The organism is Novosphingobium sp. 550D (genome assembly GCF_057401885.1).
Genome location: NZ_CM171613.1, coordinates 917434 through 934415, shown reverse-complemented (window position 1 = coordinate 934415; position 16982 = coordinate 917434). Strand labels below are relative to the sequence as shown.

Genomic DNA, 16982 nt, shown 5'->3' with positions numbered 1-16982 from the left:
AAAGTATGGAAGCAGACGAAAGGGGTCAGCCAAACAACCGCAGCTTGAGCAGGCCGAGGACTTCGTGCGACACACGCTCGACCTTTCGGTAGTTGTCGGCTTGCGGCATCAAGGCACCAAAGCCAGCCGGTCGGCGAGTGGATGTCGCCCACTCCTGCGCGGGTGCCGGAATCGGCTGGTAACCTTCGCGTCGGAACAACCATTCCGCACGCATCAGATGGCTGGCAGAGGTCACGAGATACAGTGTGGCGCTGCGAGGGACGATCCGGCCCACGGCTTGCGCCTCCGCTGCGGTGTTCGCGGCTCCGACCAGATAGACCAATCGCGCCGGATCCGCGCCCATCATCCGCGCTACGGTAGGATAGGTCTGCGGATGAACCTGTGGATCGGCAGGCTCCAGCCCGCCCAGCAACAGCAGCTTCGCATGGGGCATGGCTCGTTGCAGGCGCACACCTTCGGCCACACGATAGAGACTTTCCTCGCCAAGCCACGCGCCGGGCGGCAGGTCGGCTTCCCAATGCGCGCCAGCAGCGAGCACCACGATCCATTGCGGCTGAGGCGCGACAGGAATGGGCAAGGCAACGTGAAAGGGTGCCTCAAGCGGCCGGATCAACATATCCGCGACAGGGGTGGTGCCCAGCAACCATGCTGCGATTCCGATGATCCCAGCCGCCCATCGCGCCAGGCCGCCGATGTACAAGGCGGCCAGCAGCCCGAATACCAGCCAAGCCAGCGGGGATTGGACACTGTTCTGAAGAAAACCGCTCACGACAATGTCAGGATTGCAACCGAACCATCACGAGTTCTGGTGCACGGGCCAGCATGGCCTGCTGAGTTGCCGCATCAGGGAACCGCAGCCACAGTGTGCCGATAGCGTGAGGAGCCCGGTTGAAGGCGTACACCGGATCGCCCACACCGACGTCGAGCGTCATCTCCTCAACGTAGGGCGCCAATACCGGATCGATCCGCACGGCCGCAAAACGTCCTGCCGCCGGGCTATGAATCATGTAGTTGGCGAGATAGTGCTCCTGGTAATTCGCATGCACATCGACCGGCTCACCCAGACTGGCCGCGACCAGCATGGCAACCAAATCGACACCGGTAGCGGCCTGTAACAATTGCGGAATGGCGTTACCACCGTTGCGCGCCGCCATCTCGATGACATAGAGCGCGCCATCGTCGCCAAACATCAGTTCGAGGTTTAGCGGCCCGAAACGCAGGCCCAGAGCCGTCACCAGCGCCTGCACCTGTCGGCGCACCAGCTTTTCCCGCGCGGCGTCCAGCGAGGCGGGCCAGGATGTGCCGGTAGGCAGAAAAGGGACAGCGGGCGCGGCGCGGTGACTGTCGAGCAAGCCCCAATAGGCCACTTGGCCATCCACCACGAAGGCATCACCGGCGATCATGTGGGGGTGGGCACGGGTGACGAATTCCTCGACGATCACCTGATGCAACCGGGAAGCGGCTTTTGCTTCGGCAAAGGCAGCGGGCAGATCGTTCCAACAATCAACGCGGCTGACCGCCGTGCTGCCTGCACTATCCACCGGCTTGACGATGACCGGCAAACGCAGGCCACTGGCCAGCCAATCCACTTCGCCCCTACTGTTCGCCACATGGCAGGCTGGCGCGGGAAAACTGTGGTCTGCCAGAAAGGTGCGAAAGCGGTCCTTCCGCCCCATGATGTCCACCATGGCGCTGGGATTGGCAGGCAGCCCGAGTTGTTCCGCGTGCCAGGCCGCTTCGACAGCCATCACGTCCGAACCGAAAGCTACAATCCCTGAAACCGCATAGGTTCGTGCTACGGCCTGGACCCTTTCCCGATCCATCGTGCTGATTTCGACGAACTCACAACCCAGCGCACGACAGGGATTCTCCGGGTTTAGGTCGCACAGAACGACATCATGCCCCTTATCCAGGGCATGGCGAACCAACGGTACAGATTTTTCAGCACCGCCCAGCACCAACAGGCTTTTGCCGGAAGAAGCATTCATGCCTCGGCTCCTTCCGGGAGGGGCGAGCGATACAAGGGGAAAAAGCCCGTGTCAGGCGGAACAACGCCACCGGCCTTTTCGGCACGCCATGCACATTCCGTGGCATAAGCCCCGGCATCATGGATCACGGACACGGTGCGGAACGGCCACTCGGCCCCGCCAAATTGTTGCTTGAATTCATATAGCGAATCCCGCTTCGCGCCCAAGCCACCGCCAAGATGGAAATGGACGATGCCCTGCTCAAAGGCCCAGCGGCGCATGTCCGCCAGCAACAGTTTCATGGGCGCCTGTCGCGCAAAGCCTTCGGCGGTGCCGCTGAGGTGGTATTGCAGTATGGTTCCAACCCGAGTGAACAGGCCGGCGCACATGATCTCACCTGTTGGCGAAGCGATGCCTGCACAATGCGCGTGATCGATCAGATCGCGCTGAAAGCATTCGACATAGGCGTCAGAATAGAAATAGTCGGAGCTTGCCGCGACTTTCCGCATAGTGTGTCGATAAATCTCGGGAAATGCCGTCCAGACCTCGGGAGTGTCGAGCACAAGGTGCCCACCAGCCTCGCGCAGCTTTCGCACTCCGGCTCTGTGCCCACGGGCCATACCGGCCATAAATGTCGCATCGTCGCCCGTCATCGGCATGGTCAAAGTGACACCGCGATCGTTCTGGACCCATTTGCCGACGCCAATTTCATCCAGATCCGTCAATCCAGCCGTAAGCAGAGGATGCAGGCGAATGAAGCTGGTGACGATGCCCCGCTCGCGGGCCGCCCGCTGATAGGTCCGTAAGGCCCGGAGGCGGAAATTGTCGTCCGCATCCTCGGAAAACAGTGGGCAGGAATATCCATAGGGTGTCACCACGTCACGGGCGTGACCGCTTGGAGTGACGCGTTCCTGCAAAACCAGCAGCATGGCCGTATCCCCCTCGGCATACAGGAAGGCCAGGGGGAAAGCATCGCTCCATTCAGCTTCAAGCGCGACATAGGCCGGCAGATGATAGAAATCGTGCGGCAACCGGTTCAATGCGGCCGGCCAGCGAGGATCGTCGGTGGTGAGAAATTCGGCAATCATGATTGACACAGGCAATCTTTCAAAGCGGAACGGACGGCCATCGCTACCCGACGCATGTCATCGGAAGTGTAGCGGCTGTCGATGTGAAGCATGAGAACGGTGGCGGCGAAGGCGTGGGCTGGACAATGCTCCCCTTCCACAGGCGCAGGAATTGGCCAGAGTACCGCAGGATAAATTTGCTGAGCGATCAACCGCGAACGCAAGGCGTCCCGCCAGGCAGGGTCTGGTAAGGCGAGAACCGCCATGGCAGGGGCGGTCGATGCTTCCGGTCCTAAAACCTGCACCATCGCCACTTCGGCCAACGCCGCCCGCAGCGCCGCATGATTGCGCGCTCGTACCGCATTGAGCCGATCAAGCGATAGGCGCTCCAGCCACAGCCGTGACCAATCGGAGATAGGTGCCGCAACGCCTCGTAGCAGGGCTTCCTCGCCAAGCAGTTCCAGCCGGCGGAACTGTTCCTTGTCGGAAGGGAGATCGTCACCATTCCCTTGCAGCCAGGCACGTTTGAGTGCCATGGCCGCCAGCTTGGTCAACACAGCGCTTTCATGGGCCTGTGAGGGAGGCGGCGCCAGCGGCAAGTCATGGCCCGCCGGGGACCAATAAAGGCCGCCATCGGCTAACGGCAATACCTTGCGCAGCGAAGCAATGGCGAAATCGGCATGGCTGTTCTGGCCGGCAAGTGGATCATGGGTATGATCTTCGATCACCTCGCCTGCGAAGGCGCGCGGCAAGGGGGGCAGGCCCCAACCGAAATAGTTCACACGCAGCAACACATCACCCGGCTCGCCCTCGGGCATGCCTGTGTTATTCCATGGACCACAGGTATAGCGGGCCACCCTTACGGGCGCGCCAGCCAGATAGTTGACAACATCCTCGCAAAAATAGCTGGGCAGCCACAGCCGCCGCCAGCCACGCCGGGCTACACCATGCGCGAGAAGGCAACCGAGAGCGATCCGACCCGAGCCGACAGCTACGGCTTGTAGCCGTTCGTGAAGAGGCCGCTCGGCCTCACCCCAGACCAGTGAGAATGCGAGATCCGGCAGATAGTAATGCGAGCCCAACTCCCACCGGCTTCCACCAAGCGGCATGGGTCGAATTTCGGAGAGGGGGTCAAGCATCGGATGCCTGCCTTTCGGCGGTGGCGATGTTGGCGAATGCTGGTGTGACGGGACGCGCGTCACCATGGCGATCATCGGCCGCGACCTCGCTCCAGGGCCGACGTTCCTCATGCAGCGAGATCACCGGCAGATCTGCTCCACGCACCCCCACATCATTGGGCCGCACGATCCGGCACAGCGTCTTCAGGAATATCTCGAAATCGACATGCGGGCCGAAACGCTCGACATAGGCAACATCAAGCGCGAATTTCTGCTCCCACGTCAGGAAATTCCGGCCATTGACTTGCGCCAGCCCGCTCATGCCCGGCCGGACGCTGTGACGTCGACGTTCGACTGGCGTGAAGTAGGGCAAATAGGCGATCGGCATGGGGCGGGGACCGATCAGGCTCATTTGCCCAAGGATCACATTCACGAGTTGCGGCAGTTCGTCGACGCTGTACTTTCGGAAGAAAGCGCCGCTGTGCAGCATCCGCTCGGCGTCGGTCAGCTTGCGGCCATCGCGGAAGCGCTCCGCACGCATCGAACGCAATTTCAGGAGCAGGAACGGACGTTCGCCTCGACCGATCCGTTCCTGCCGGATAAAGGGCGAAGCCGACCGATCTTCCAGCCACACCACCAGCGCGGATATCCCGATGACCAGCCCCGCGACCAACAAAGCCGCCAACGCCATCGCCAGATCCGTCGAACGCTTTGCAAGGGCATAGCTACGGATCACTGGACATCTCTCAGCTCATCACGGACACGGCTGTCGGCCAGGGCTTCCGCTTCGGCATAGATCGCTTGCATGGCCGACAAAGCAGCGGGCAAACCAAAGGTATGGGCATGCTCTCGGCCTGCCTCACCAAACTTCACGCGCATGACCGGATCACGTGCCAACAGCACCACATGGTCCACAAAGGACGCCATATCTCCCTGCGGATACAAAAAACCTGTTTCGCCATTGCGAACCAATTCTCGATGCCCGCGATCCTCGCTGGCGACGACTGGTAAGCTGCAGGCCATCGCCTCAGCGAGCCCCAACCCCAAGCCTTCCTGACGACTGGTACTGACCGCAATGTCGGCGGCACTGGCCAATTCAGGCACATCCCGGCGAAAGCCCAACAGCCGCACGGCTTGGGCTATACCGAGTTCGGCTGCTTGTGCTCGCACAGCATCTTGCAGCGGGCCATCTCCCGCCAGCAGGAGACATGCCCCTGGCACCCGTTCACGGATGCGGGCGAACGCATTGATGAGAAAGGCGTGGTTCTTTCGCGGAATGAATTCAGCGACATAAAGGACCACCAGCGCCTGTTCGGATAGGCCCAGTTGCACTCGCATCTTTTGGCCGCTCTCGATCGACGGAGCCTGAAAGCGGTCCAGATCGACGCCGATGCCAGGAATGAGACGCGACCGGCGAGCCCGCAGTAAGCGGCGGGCAGCACCGGAATCCCAGCGGTTGATGGTGATGACGAAATCGCTGAATCGGGTCAGCCACCATTCCAGCGGAAACCACAGCAGCCAGTTCGTCCGCGGCGCACCGGGAAAGAAATGAAAACCATGGGCGGTATAGAGCATGACCGGATGCCCCCGCGCGAAGGGGGCTGCCAGGCGGGTCAGCGCGCTGGCTACCGGGGTATGACAGTGAACCAAGCTGTAACGGTTGGCCCGCATGAGCCGAAGCAATCGCCAGAACGCTCGCAGGTTGCCCCAGCGCAGGGGTGAGCGAGCGAAACGGATATCGACGAAGGAATCCACCGGAGCCAGTTCAAATCCTGGCGCTGCACCCGCTGCGACATCCACAACATAACCACGATGGCGCAACTCTGCGAGATAGGGGTTATGGAACACCGCAAGATGTCCTTGCGACACCGCAACATAGAGTACGCGCCGGGAACCCGGCGAGGCTGCATCTTCAGACATGGATTGAGTCATTCCGGCAAAATGAAGGAAAAAAGGCGCGGCAGAATGGTACCCGGCGCGGTAATCTGGATCGCTTCGGCTTGGTAACGTCGGGCATCGGCTTCGGCGGCGTCGTTGACGCAGGCTTGAATGGCGCTGGCAAAGCCCAGTATATCGCCCGGTGTGACCAACAAGTCGTGGCCACGCCGGGGCACTACTTCACGGATCGGAGCGATGGCGCTGGCCACGACTGGCAGGCCGCATATCATCGCTTCCAGCAGGGCGTTGGGCTGTCCCTCGGTTACGGAGGGAAACACGAAGACATCGGCAGCGTTATTGAGGTCAGCGATATCCGCCCGATTCCCCAGCAATCGGAAGCGATCAGCGCGTTCTGGCGCGATCAAACCTGGATGCGTGACAGCCAGTGTTTCGGTTCCTGGGCCAGCCAGAACGGCAAACATGCGGATATCACCGATCATTGCCTCATTCACCGCGCGCAACAATGTCGCGTGATCCTTGGCCGGATCGACGCGCCCGACATGCAGTAAAACGGTGGCATCGCTGGGCAGCGAAAGTTCTTTTCGTATGGCCTCCCGTGATCGGCGCGGTGCCATGTCAGCACCGTCGATGATGTTGGGGATCACCGCCAACCGACTGTCACGGCCGACCAGTCGAGCATGGAAGCCATCCAACGCTGTCTGCGAATTGGCTAAAATGGCCGTGGCGAAGAATTCCGCCAACTTCAGAGACAGCCAGGCAAAAGCCAACCGCGCGCGGGTTGGCCGGAAAGCATATGTCGAGCGGCGGTGGAACACGATCCGGCGAGAGACGCCGGCCAGCCACGCTACGGCCAACGAAACCCCGGAGAAAACGCCGGTGAGATCGACCAGTGCATCCAGCTTTTCCGCGCGCAATCGACGATAGAATCGGGTCAGGTGCAGCGGGTGAGCGTAACCCAGGCCCCCATAGACCAGCGTTGCGCCCGTGCCCGTCAGCGCCTCGTGGAGCGCCCCTGGCCTGCCAGAGCGCACGAACACCACCGCTCGCGTGCCCACAGGCAAGCAGGCTAACAACCGCAGCACGTAGGTCTGCATGCCGCCGATCTCGGAATTGACGATGACAAAACCTATGCGGCCTTTGTCGATGCGTTCTTCGTTATCACTATGTCTCTGAAAGATAGGCATTATCGATTACGAAGGCAGAATAGGCTGGCCATCATGGGCAGCACGATCGATGATAGCCCAGAACGCCGGTGCTTGTTTCAAGCAGGCAAGCGGCCTGTATTATCCTTTAGAAATTCCTCGAAAAATGCCTGACGCCGCGCTTCGAGCACATCCGACGTATAGTCGCTGGCCCGCGCGAAGTTGCGCTCTGCATCATGACGCAGCTTTTCCGCGTCAAATTCTGCGATCAGGCGACTGAGGCTCACGGCATCGCTTGGCGCAAAAAGCCGGTCGGGCGGCAACAACTCGGGTATTCCCCCAACTCCGGCTGAGCCAAGTCCTGCGCAACCCCGACTCATCGCCTCGATCAAGGCCCGGGGCAGCCCTTCCGTGCGACTGGGTTGAATATAAATGTCGGTGCTGTCGAGCCATGTCGGAACTTCGGCGTGACGCACCGCACCGACGAAGTCCACGCAGTCCTCCACCCCCAGTCGCCTGGCCAGGGTACGCAACCTCGCCGGATCTCCCTGACCTATCACGCGATAGAGAAAACGGTGGCGATCCCTGCCCAACCTGCTCAAAGCCTTGATAACAAGCGCCTGATTCTTGTAGGCGATATTGGTAGCCCCCATCGTGGCGAGAACAATTCGCTCCCGCGTGTCGCGCCCTTCGATCCACTGCAACCGCTTCACCAGAACTTGCGGATCGGCGGGACTGATGACGACATTGGAGCATGCAATGGATTTGCCTGGGCTGGGGTAGCGCTTTTGCAGAAAGCGCTCCGTCACATAGACGACATGGTTGGCTTTCCGCATCAGCCTGAGGTTACGCCAGAAGTACCACGGAGCCGCCAGCTTGCCCTTCCAGGAGTGATACCAGAGCGTGTCCCACGCACAGCCCATGAATTCCACGAGCACCGGCTTGTTCAACCGCTTCGCCTCTCGAAAAGCCCAGCGACCGAGCGTGCTGGGCAGGCGCACCACCACGACCTCGTGGTTCGCGACCTGCTCGGCGACAATCCGGCGCACCTGACGTCCTCTGGTGAGCAGGGAGGATAGCGATTTGACATTGGCAACGGCCAGAAAGCGGAACCCCGTTCGGACCAAAGGGCTGTAGCGCTCCGCTTCCGCCTGGGGGACGTCTGCCGCGCGCATCAGGAAAGTCAGTTCGCTGCCCAACCCCATGTAGCGGTCGATCAGAGCATCGGTGTAATGAACGCCACGAGGTATGCGATCAGGCCCGACATAGATCGGGCCATCATGCACAAAAAGCACCCGTCGACCACTGTGACTCATATTTGGCATGGCTGTATTCGTGTTGTTCGAACCCGCGCAGACCATTATGGTTGTACCGATGACAGCAGCCGGGTGCTTGGCACGAAGTTCGCATCGGGCCAGCGGCGGGCAATCTCGTCGAACAATTCCTTGAGGCCGCGTAGCCCGGCATCCCGAACCTTTGGATTGATGCCTCCCACATAATTCACCCTATGCGTGGAAATCACCGCTGGCACGCCCCAGGTGAAAGCCGAGGAGATCCCGGCCAGAGCATGATCCACCCCATATCCCAATGCCGGTTCGAACAGGGTGTTGCGCCCGAACCACTCTAATCCTGCTTCGACCAAGCCTTTCTGCCCCCATACCCGCCGCAGCCCACCACGACCATCAGGCTCTGCATTGCGGACGTGGCGGATGAGGGCGTGGCAACCGGCCTCCGCAACTGCGGAGTAGAGGGCCGGATGAAAGATATTGTTGGTCGGGCAATAAATTTCCGCACGCCGCCCAAATTCACTCTCGAAACAATCCGCTCCGGACCGGATGATCTGCGCCAGATCCGTCAGTTCCGCTGGATCGATGAAGAAGTTCGCCGCACGAAAACCTCTGGCCGCAGACGGGAGGCCGGGTTGCGGCACACTGTAGAAACCGAGTTCAAACCCTTGGCGAACGCGTGGTGACTGACGCAGATGCTCCATCCACAACCGCACCTGCAAATGCTCGCGACCGTGATATTGCGGCGCAAGCAATCCTGTGTCCATGCCTTCGCGCCATGCCGCCTTGACCTCAGCCGCATCGCCCCGCCGCGCCAGCGTGGTGCTGACCGGCTCCCACGCATAAGCGGAAAAATCGTTCTCGCGGATCGCGGCGAAATCGGGGTTCGCTGGATTGGCATAGCAGGAAAAGACGGCCGATTGACCGTCCGCACCTTTTGCCTGAGCGAGCACCTCCAGCAACGCGCCAATATCCTGGGCGGATTCCAATGTATCAAAGTCATAAGGAGATGTTCCTGTCAGGATACCCCGTGCGATCAGCGTCTCCAAAACGCTCCGTGAGGGCACGCGCTGACTTCCCCAATCGTCGCTGTCGAACACGATCCAGCGGTCACTGTGGCGACGGGAGAAAGCGTTCTTCCACCCGTCGACGACAATCCAGCGAGCCGGATAACCGCGAGCGAGGGCATTTTTCAATCCGCGGCCGCGGGTGCGAAGGATGTCTGCAAACGCAGCGAAGGGGTTGAGCCCGGAAGACATTCTGGAAGTCTTTCGTTTTAAGACGATGGATAGGAAAACGCATCGGCGCGCGCCTTGATCAGGCTGGTCAGGGCCATCCGACGGCCGAGATAGCGGGAGCCCTCGATCGAGAGATGCCCACTGTCACGGTACAGGAATATGTTTCCGGCCCGTGTACGGCACGTGCCACCTTGGCACAGGAAATCGCTCAGCATCACTACCGGCGCTATGCGCGAGACATCCGCCATGAGGCGGTAGGCAGCCCGTGTCTGGGCTGAAAAATCGTTCTTACTGAAGTCGCAGAAGTTTGCAGGTTCGCCGAAAACTGCGCCATATGCCAGACAACGGCCAATATCGGAGTCGTTTTTGGGCGTGGGAGAGATAATAACTGGCCGGATCCCCACCGCCAGCAATCGCGCGACCGTTTGCCTTATTCCGAGCAGAACAAGGGGATATTGATCTGCGGTAATCACGGTCCCATCATGCTTCACCAACGTGCCGCTAATGATCCCGAATGGCGAACTAAGGACGGCATAGCGGATACCATGCTGCTGGCCTGCCCAGACCGCGACGCGATCGTTGAATTGGATGCACTGCCTGGACCAATGGGGCGGATGCGAGGCATTGGTGCCAGCAACCCCCAATATCGGCGCGCACCACGACTTCGTGTGCTGGATCAGCCGAATGTCAGGATCGCTCGCCTTCAAAGCTGGCACGAGGTGCATGGCGAAACTGTCGCCCCAGAGCATGATCTCGGGATCGTTTGCCGTTCGGCAATGCGGCGAGAGCGTAAACTGCTCGTCGCATTCGGCACCCAGCCCGCTATTTTCGGCAAGTTTGCTATCAATTGCGAGATCAGCAAAACGTGGACCAGCCGGCGTGTGACGCGGTGAAAAACCCTGCCCTGCCCAAACTGCCCCGCCAAAAGCCACCGCCAGCAGGGATCCTGCCAATGCTATGTGCAAAATGGCGCGAGGCGAAATCCGATGCCGGGTCCGGAAGGGCACTTCGATGAAGCGCCAACTCAAATATGCTAAGATAAAGGAGAGCAGCGTCATGGCCGCCATCGGCCAACCTTCGGCATGCAGGATACGGATGCGAGCAAAGGCCATCAGCGGCTGATGCCACAGATAGGTACTATAGCTGATCAGACCGAGAAACCGCGCCGGGCGTGACGCCAGAATGGCGCCTGCAACCCCTGAGCTCGTTGAAAAGAGAATAATTGTGGCGGCACCGACAACCGCCAGGATTTCTGGCAGCGCCGGGATGCCGATGGTGCCGGGCCAGCCGGAAATCGCCAGCAAGATGAAGCCTAGCCCAGTCGCGGCAAGCCAAGCCTTGTCCCGTTGACCGGCAACTGCTCTCACCCGCGCGCAGGCTGTGCCCGCCAGCAGTTCCCATGCTCGGGCCGGTGCGAGATAGAAGGCGATTTCCGGCTTGAAGCGGAGCACATAGGCGTAGAGTACAAAGCCCGACAGCGCCAGAATGGCCAGAGGTCCGGAACGCAAATCCCGACGGCTCTTATACAGCACCACGATCAGAATTGGAAAGATGATGTAGAACTGTTCTTCAACCCCAAGGCTCCATGTATGGAGCAAAGGCTTCTCTTCAGCCTGCGCCTCGAAATAATTGACTTTACGCCAGAAGAAAATGTTCGAGACGAACAGCGCTGTCGCCATGACACTTTGTCCGAATTCTATCAGTCTGTCTGGCGTCATCCAGAGCAAGGCGAAGGGCACGCAGGCCAGCATCATCACGAACAAGGCGGGTAAAATACGTCGCGCTCGTCTCTCGTAGAACTTTCCGAACGAAAAATTTCCCTTGTCGAGATCATCGACAATAATTGACGTGATGAGATAGCCCGAAATAACGAAAAATATGTCGACCCCGAGATAGCCTCCGCCCAGTGCCGTGCAACCGGCATGGAAGAGTACCACGGGCACCACGGCAACAGCGCGGAGCCCATCGATTTCAGGCCTGTATTTCATGCGATAACTGCCGATTTACCCGCCAAAGAAGGGCTGCATCGCTCGCGGAAGCTCGTCGCGGAACACGCCCCATGGAAGAGGAAGGAGTGAGGCCATACTGGCTTGATCGAGCCATATCCTGTAATAAACGATATAATAATATAAAATAGGAAGTGACGTTATCATAATGGATCGCGCCGCACCCGAACGCTTCTCGAGAAACCAGCTTGCGTGAAACAACAGAAGGAGCGCCGTCATATTACGCCCGACGCGACCTGCCGCCTCCGGATCACCGCCGACGATGTTTTTCATCACCCACATAAAAAGGACGAGCGCCCAAATGGCATAATACCGATCTTTTGGCCTCTGTCGCACCGCCAACCACAATATCTGCGCCGAAGCGAGCAGGGAATACATGATGATCTGAGTATACCATCTCAAGAACCATGATTCGTCTGCCCCACCCATTTGCGCACCAAATTCGGTGTTTTGGGCATATTTTACGGAACTGGCGATCTTGCTACCAAAATTCCCGCCAACGAAACTCGATAGGTCCTTACCGACAACTTCAATAAGATTGGAAGGCAAGGCGAAAGAGATTGCCAGCATCACATAGGCGATAATGATCTGCCATTTGCCGAACCGCCGCGTCACGAACAGCATCAACATTGCCGCCAGAAAAATCGAAAAGCCGAAATGAATCAGAAAGCCGACTACGCCGGCAAGGAAAGCAAGCCGCCAGCGGCCTTCCAGAGCCAGGAGCGTGGCAAGCGTCATCTCCCACAGACCGAGGTGGTAGCGCGCGGCGATCGACGCGAATACCGGGTAGTTCAACACGAAAGCGAGATAGAAGAACCACGCCGCATGCCCAATTGTTATGCTTTCAGGGGCGGCTCGAAATAATATTCTTAGGACTGCTGACACGATCAGCCCATACAGAATAGCGGTTAGAATGAAATACCAGCACGGCGCCAGCCCCAGGGTTGCGACAAAGTGGATAAGAAACCAAGGTATCGGTTCGCCGACGATAGTGGGCAGACCGCGCCGCGCGAGATCGATCTGGGCCGCGAAAGAATAGGCATCCGAACCCTTCAGGGGCACGAATGTCCAACCAGCATAGGCACAGAATATCAGGAAGCCGGCCAGAACCCTGCTGCGAGGGTAATCGAACAGATCACGAAAACCGCCAACAATGGGCCATACCAAAGCCAGCAGTGCCGACGCTGGCCGGTGGAAGGTGCCAACTGAGGTTCGCGCCAAACGACCGCTCATACCTCTTGCCTCTTACAGGGCCACACACCGAGCTGAGCGAACAGCTCTTCCCATTGAACGCCGATACGGACTTCGGAAAATCGCTTGGCATTTTCGACCGCAGCGAGGCTCATTGCGGTAAGACGAGCAGAGTCTCGTGCCAACGCCACGATGGCCTCTGCGAGGGCGGAAACATCATGGGCAGGCACGATCTGGGCATCGCTCCCGTCGTGTAATATCCAGCTCAAGGCGGAATATGTATCGAAAGCAACTGGAACCACACCTTGCATCTGTGCTTCGATCAGCGTGTTACCAAAGCCTTCATAGGCGGAAACCATCAGGAATATTCGGGCGGCGCGGTAGTCGTCGGTCGGATCACGACGACCATGGAAAATCACGCGCGGCAATTGCCGGGCAGCGAACATGGCTTTCAGTTCGGACATGTCCTGTCCGTCGCCCACGAGATGCAATTCCCAGTCTGGCAACTGTGCTTCAAGCCCAGCCCACAAATCCGGTAGCAGGAAAACATTCTTCTGGAGGTTGTTCATCCGCCCGACGAACAGCAGGCGATTGCATTTCTCATCGGGCAGAGGCGCTGTCGCCAGCGGAAAGCCATTGGGGATCGCTGCCAGCTTACCCATGTCGACATCCGGCACGAACCAGCGCAGTTCCTCGAAAAACGTCGGCGATAACAGCACCAGGCGGTGGCAATGCGCCATGACCCGCCGGAAGCTCCGCCCCGTCAGGAGGCGGTGACGCGCATTCAGCACCCAGCGGCCCGCCACATTGTCGATGAACCGGCGCAAAATGGGCCACTTGCGGAGCCGGTGGCCAAGAATATGTACCAAACTATCACGATAAAGTGCCGGGCTGTTATGATAGCAGGCGAGAACGGTGCAGTTTTGCCCAGCATTGCTGACCGTCCATAGCGCATCGCCAATCACGCGCGACAATGCCATCTGGTTGATCACGACATCGGGCCGATGCCGCGCAATCACCCCATCTAGAAAATTGCGAATGGGACCGATCCGTTCGGGCAAATCTCGAGCAGGATGTTCAAGGACGCCCTTTAGCGGCTGACAATGGCCATGAGCTGACAGCGACACGTAGATCACCCGCCAACCGCGATCAGCGAAATAACTGCCTAGTTGCCATGTCACGCGCTGCACGCCTCCGACCAGGGGATCGAGGGGGTAAGGTAACAACAGGGCCAGAACCGGCTGCCGCTCACTCATCGAGGGAGGCCAGAAGATCATCCAGAATGAGTTCCTCGGGACAGTAATGCCCGGGAATCCAACCACCTTCGGCATCCGTATAGCCTGGGCAGCCCTCTACCGGCGCGCTCACGAAAACGTAGCACATCTCAATAAGTCTTATTCCGCCATCGGGATGGCGGACGAAGTCATAGCCCATCGACTGGAAGCCCCAACGCCGCGAAAGCGCAAAAGCCTCCGTGACCATGTCCATGGGAATTTCTTCCGGTTGGAGAAAGTCGATCAACCCGCTACCGCTGGCGCGAAAATCGTTGGGCCGTACCCGCCGCCGGAAAACGAAGGCCCGCGCACCGATCACCGTGACACGGATATCGTGATCACAACCGGGAATAAATTCCTGGAACAGAGCGTAATTACGCTCGCGCTGAGGCCACAACGTTCGCCGCAGCACACGCGAAGCTCCCGCGATCCATTCCCGCCCGCTTCGCCGAGAGCGTGGTGCCATTTTCCCGATACTGCCCGCGGCGGTCAGCCCCACCGCGCTGGCCCGCATGCCTCGGCCAAACATCCGTCGGATCAAAGCATGCGCCTCCCGCGCCGAGCCGACTTTGCGCACATTACCAGAGCCGGCACCACCCCGCAGCTTGAAGACCAGCGGCCAAGTGGCGCTATCGACGAAACGATGGGCCTCATCCGCGTTGAGGAAACACCAACTGCGCGGCGCGGAAACTCCCGCCGCAGCGAACAACCGTACTTGTGCAAGCTTGTCATCGAAGGTGCGAGCTGTCGCGGCATTGGGAAAAATGGGAATATCGGTTTCTTCGAGAGCTTGCATCATGGCGGGGCCAAACCGCACATCGCGGTCATCCAGATGGTTCATGTGCCAGAGAAAGGCATCACAGGCACGGACCTCGTCAAGAAACCCCGCTCCATGAGCATCAAGGATCATAACCTCCAGGCCTCGCTGGCGCGCAAGTCGCGCCCATACCGAAGAAAAAGCGGTCACTTGACCGTGGATGCCAATTTTCAAGGACATTGGATGTTTCCCAATCACCGATCAGAGCCGATCGGAGAGGCAAGGATGGCTGCATCTTCCTGCAGCACGGCATGAATGCGCACGATGATCCATGCCCGGAAGGCCAACAGGCAAGGCTCGACTGGCGCTGCGGGTGCAAGGCGCCGTAAATGTCGCTTTGCCCAATACGGGAGCCATGCGCGTATACGGCCCAGCAAGGTCCGCCGGTAACCTCCACTCGGCGCCTTCCCCGGAGCGGGTAACCGCCCGAGCAGCCCATGGATGACCGTAGAAGACAAGATGGCGCGAGCCGCAGGCGTATCCAAGCCTGCGCGTATAATCGCCACCGTTTCATCAGAACGCAGGAAATTGTTCAACTCATCACCCTCGCGCAGGCTGGCATAGGGTACAGGCGGACTAAGTCTGTTGACCGTCTCGACGAGCAGCGCCTTATCATTACGCAAGGCGTTGGGCAGGGTTTCGACAAATCCGCTCACTCCGCGCGCCTGCAGGGGATTGAGCACCTCGACATAGGACGTTTTGGTCTCGGTCAAGGCGGCCAGCACAACGGGCACACGGTATGTGCGATACAATCGGTGCCGCCAGTCCTCCAATCCCTCGCCAGGAAGGCGACGCAGTGCTTCAGGCCATGCCTGATCGACACCACAGGCTTCGGCCAGCCAGCTGGTGGATGGTAGATCCGCCAGCAGCGCCAGGCCCAACCCGAGACGAACCTCACGTTCATCCCGTACCGGGGTCCAGCCCTGGCCACCGAAGGGCTCATCGCCCCGCAGAATGCCGTGAATACCTCGTTCTTGCATCCCACCCCACAAGGCGAAGCCATCGAGATAGGCGCTGACAGCATCCGTCAACCCCTCGCTGGTGCGCAAGAAGCGCTCCATGACCTCGTTGCGCATAGCCGCGTCCGGAGGAGGCAGACGCACGCTGTCATGTCGAAGTCCTAGCGCAGCGCTCAGGCGCTTGGCGACGGCCATCTCAAGATTGATCCGCATGGGATCGACTGAAATGTCCCAGGTGATCGTATGCAGATCTGGCCGCTCACGCAGCAGGCAGGCCAGCAACCGGCTATCATAGCCGCCTGACAAGGGCAGCAACCAATGCCGATCATCTGTCGGCAGAGCCTCCATGCTGGACTCCAGTGCCGCGCTGAACGCGGCCTGGTAGCGACGGCGAGGCATGTCAGGCGGTAAGGCAAAGCGCCGATCAGGGGTTAAGGACTCTTCGCACAATTGCCAATTCGCTCGGTCCAGCCACAGACGATGGTCAGCAGGTATCATGCGCAACCGCCGATCCCAGCCACCCGCCGGTCCGGGAGAACCATTTGCCAACATCCACGGGACAGCCTCGAAATTCGGGACGAACGAGCCCAGCAGCATGACCAGCATCCGCGCCGAACTGGCAGCGAGCAAACAGCTCTCGTCGTGGTAATACCAGATGGTGCGGGTGGCCATCGCATCGGTCACCAACTCGACTGCTGCTTCTGAAACCCGGAAAAGGGCAAAAGTGCCATCGCCCACCGGCCCACCCGGTACATGCCAGTCAACATCACCAGACATGCGTCCCAGCGCAACGCCAGCCCCCATCCGACGGACACCAGGCACATGTTGGAAGCAGACCGAGACCACACCATCATCGGTTTCACCGACCAGCGGTGAGGGAATATCCCGATAGGCTTCGGGCCGCTCGCCTGCGAGGCGAGCCGCAATGATACTGCAGGCATCGCGGACAGCGTTCGCCTGCGCGAGGCGCGAAACGGGATCGCGAAAGCACGCGAGAATAACCTTGGTCATAGCGTGC

14 protein-coding genes are annotated in these 16982 nt (G+C 59.6%); all 14 read right to left on the bottom strand.

Going from position 1 to position 16982, the window contains the following annotated elements; all coding sequences use genetic code 11:
* Positions 1-25: 25 nt before the first annotated feature.
* The 14 genes from AC2S2E_RS04505 to AC2S2E_RS04440 all read right to left on the bottom strand — a co-directional run bounded on the left by AC2S2E_RS04505 (position 26) and on the right by AC2S2E_RS04440 (position 16975).
* Entirely contained in the window at positions 26-769 is a 744-nt protein-coding gene (locus AC2S2E_RS04505) for an ElyC/SanA/YdcF family protein (RefSeq protein ID WP_486523882.1), read from the bottom strand.
* 7 nt (positions 770-776) lie between these two features.
* Entirely contained in the window at positions 777-1988 is a 1212-nt protein-coding gene (locus AC2S2E_RS04500) for an ATP-grasp domain-containing protein (RefSeq protein WP_486523881.1), read from the bottom strand.
* Entirely contained in the window at positions 1985-3055 is a 1071-nt protein-coding gene (locus AC2S2E_RS04495) for a GNAT family N-acetyltransferase (protein WP_486523880.1), read from the bottom strand. The genes AC2S2E_RS04500 and AC2S2E_RS04495 overlap by 4 nt, the downstream gene beginning before the upstream one ends.
* On the bottom strand, positions 3052-4173 hold the full coding sequence (locus AC2S2E_RS04490; RefSeq protein WP_486523879.1) for a hypothetical protein: 1122 nt from the start codon (positions 4171-4173) through the stop codon (positions 3052-3054). Before AC2S2E_RS04490 ends, AC2S2E_RS04495 begins: the two co-directional genes overlap by 4 nt.
* Entirely contained in the window at positions 4166-4888 is a 723-nt protein-coding gene (locus AC2S2E_RS04485) for a sugar transferase (protein WP_486523878.1), read from the bottom strand. The genes AC2S2E_RS04490 and AC2S2E_RS04485 overlap by 8 nt, the downstream gene beginning before the upstream one ends.
* Positions 4885-6072 (bottom strand): glycosyltransferase family 4 protein, encoded by a 1188-nt coding sequence (locus AC2S2E_RS04480; protein ID WP_486523877.1) that lies wholly within the window; start codon positions 6070-6072, stop codon positions 4885-4887. The genes AC2S2E_RS04485 and AC2S2E_RS04480 overlap by 4 nt, the downstream gene beginning before the upstream one ends.
* Before the next feature lie 8 nt (positions 6073-6080).
* Positions 6081-7235 carry a glycosyltransferase gene (locus AC2S2E_RS04475; RefSeq protein ID WP_486523876.1) on the bottom strand — a complete coding sequence of 385 codons (1155 nt, stop codon included), beginning with the start codon at positions 7233-7235 and terminating at the stop codon, positions 6081-6083.
* A 77-nt stretch (positions 7236-7312) separates the two neighbouring features.
* On the bottom strand, positions 7313-8488 hold the full coding sequence (locus AC2S2E_RS04470; RefSeq protein ID WP_486523875.1) for a glycosyltransferase family 4 protein: 1176 nt from the start codon (positions 8486-8488) through the stop codon (positions 7313-7315).
* 65 nt (positions 8489-8553) lie between these two features.
* Complete coding sequence (locus AC2S2E_RS04465; RefSeq protein WP_486523874.1) at positions 8554-9738, bottom strand: hypothetical protein; 1185 nt, start codon at positions 9736-9738, stop codon at positions 8554-8556.
* Positions 9739-9755: 17 nt separating this feature from the next.
* Complete coding sequence (locus AC2S2E_RS04460) at positions 9756-11705, bottom strand: acyltransferase family protein (protein ID WP_486523873.1); 1950 nt, start codon at positions 11703-11705, stop codon at positions 9756-9758.
* Positions 11706-11720: 15 nt separating this feature from the next.
* Positions 11721-12956 (bottom strand): hypothetical protein, encoded by a 1236-nt coding sequence (locus tag AC2S2E_RS04455; protein ID WP_486523872.1) that lies wholly within the window; start codon positions 12954-12956, stop codon positions 11721-11723.
* A complete protein-coding gene (locus AC2S2E_RS04450) occupies positions 12953-14191 on the bottom strand; it encodes a glycosyltransferase (RefSeq protein WP_486523871.1) in 1239 nt (412 codons plus the stop codon). Before AC2S2E_RS04450 ends, AC2S2E_RS04455 begins: the two co-directional genes overlap by 4 nt.
* Positions 14163-15185: an ATP-grasp domain-containing protein gene (locus AC2S2E_RS04445; RefSeq protein ID WP_486523870.1), complete on the bottom strand. Its 1023-nt coding sequence runs from the start codon at positions 15183-15185 to the stop codon at positions 14163-14165. Before AC2S2E_RS04445 ends, AC2S2E_RS04450 begins: the two co-directional genes overlap by 29 nt.
* A gap of 14 nt (positions 15186-15199) precedes the next feature.
* On the bottom strand, positions 15200-16975 hold the full coding sequence (locus tag AC2S2E_RS04440; RefSeq protein WP_486523869.1) for an asparagine synthase-related protein: 1776 nt from the start codon (positions 16973-16975) through the stop codon (positions 15200-15202).
* Positions 16976-16982 lie beyond the last annotated feature (7 nt).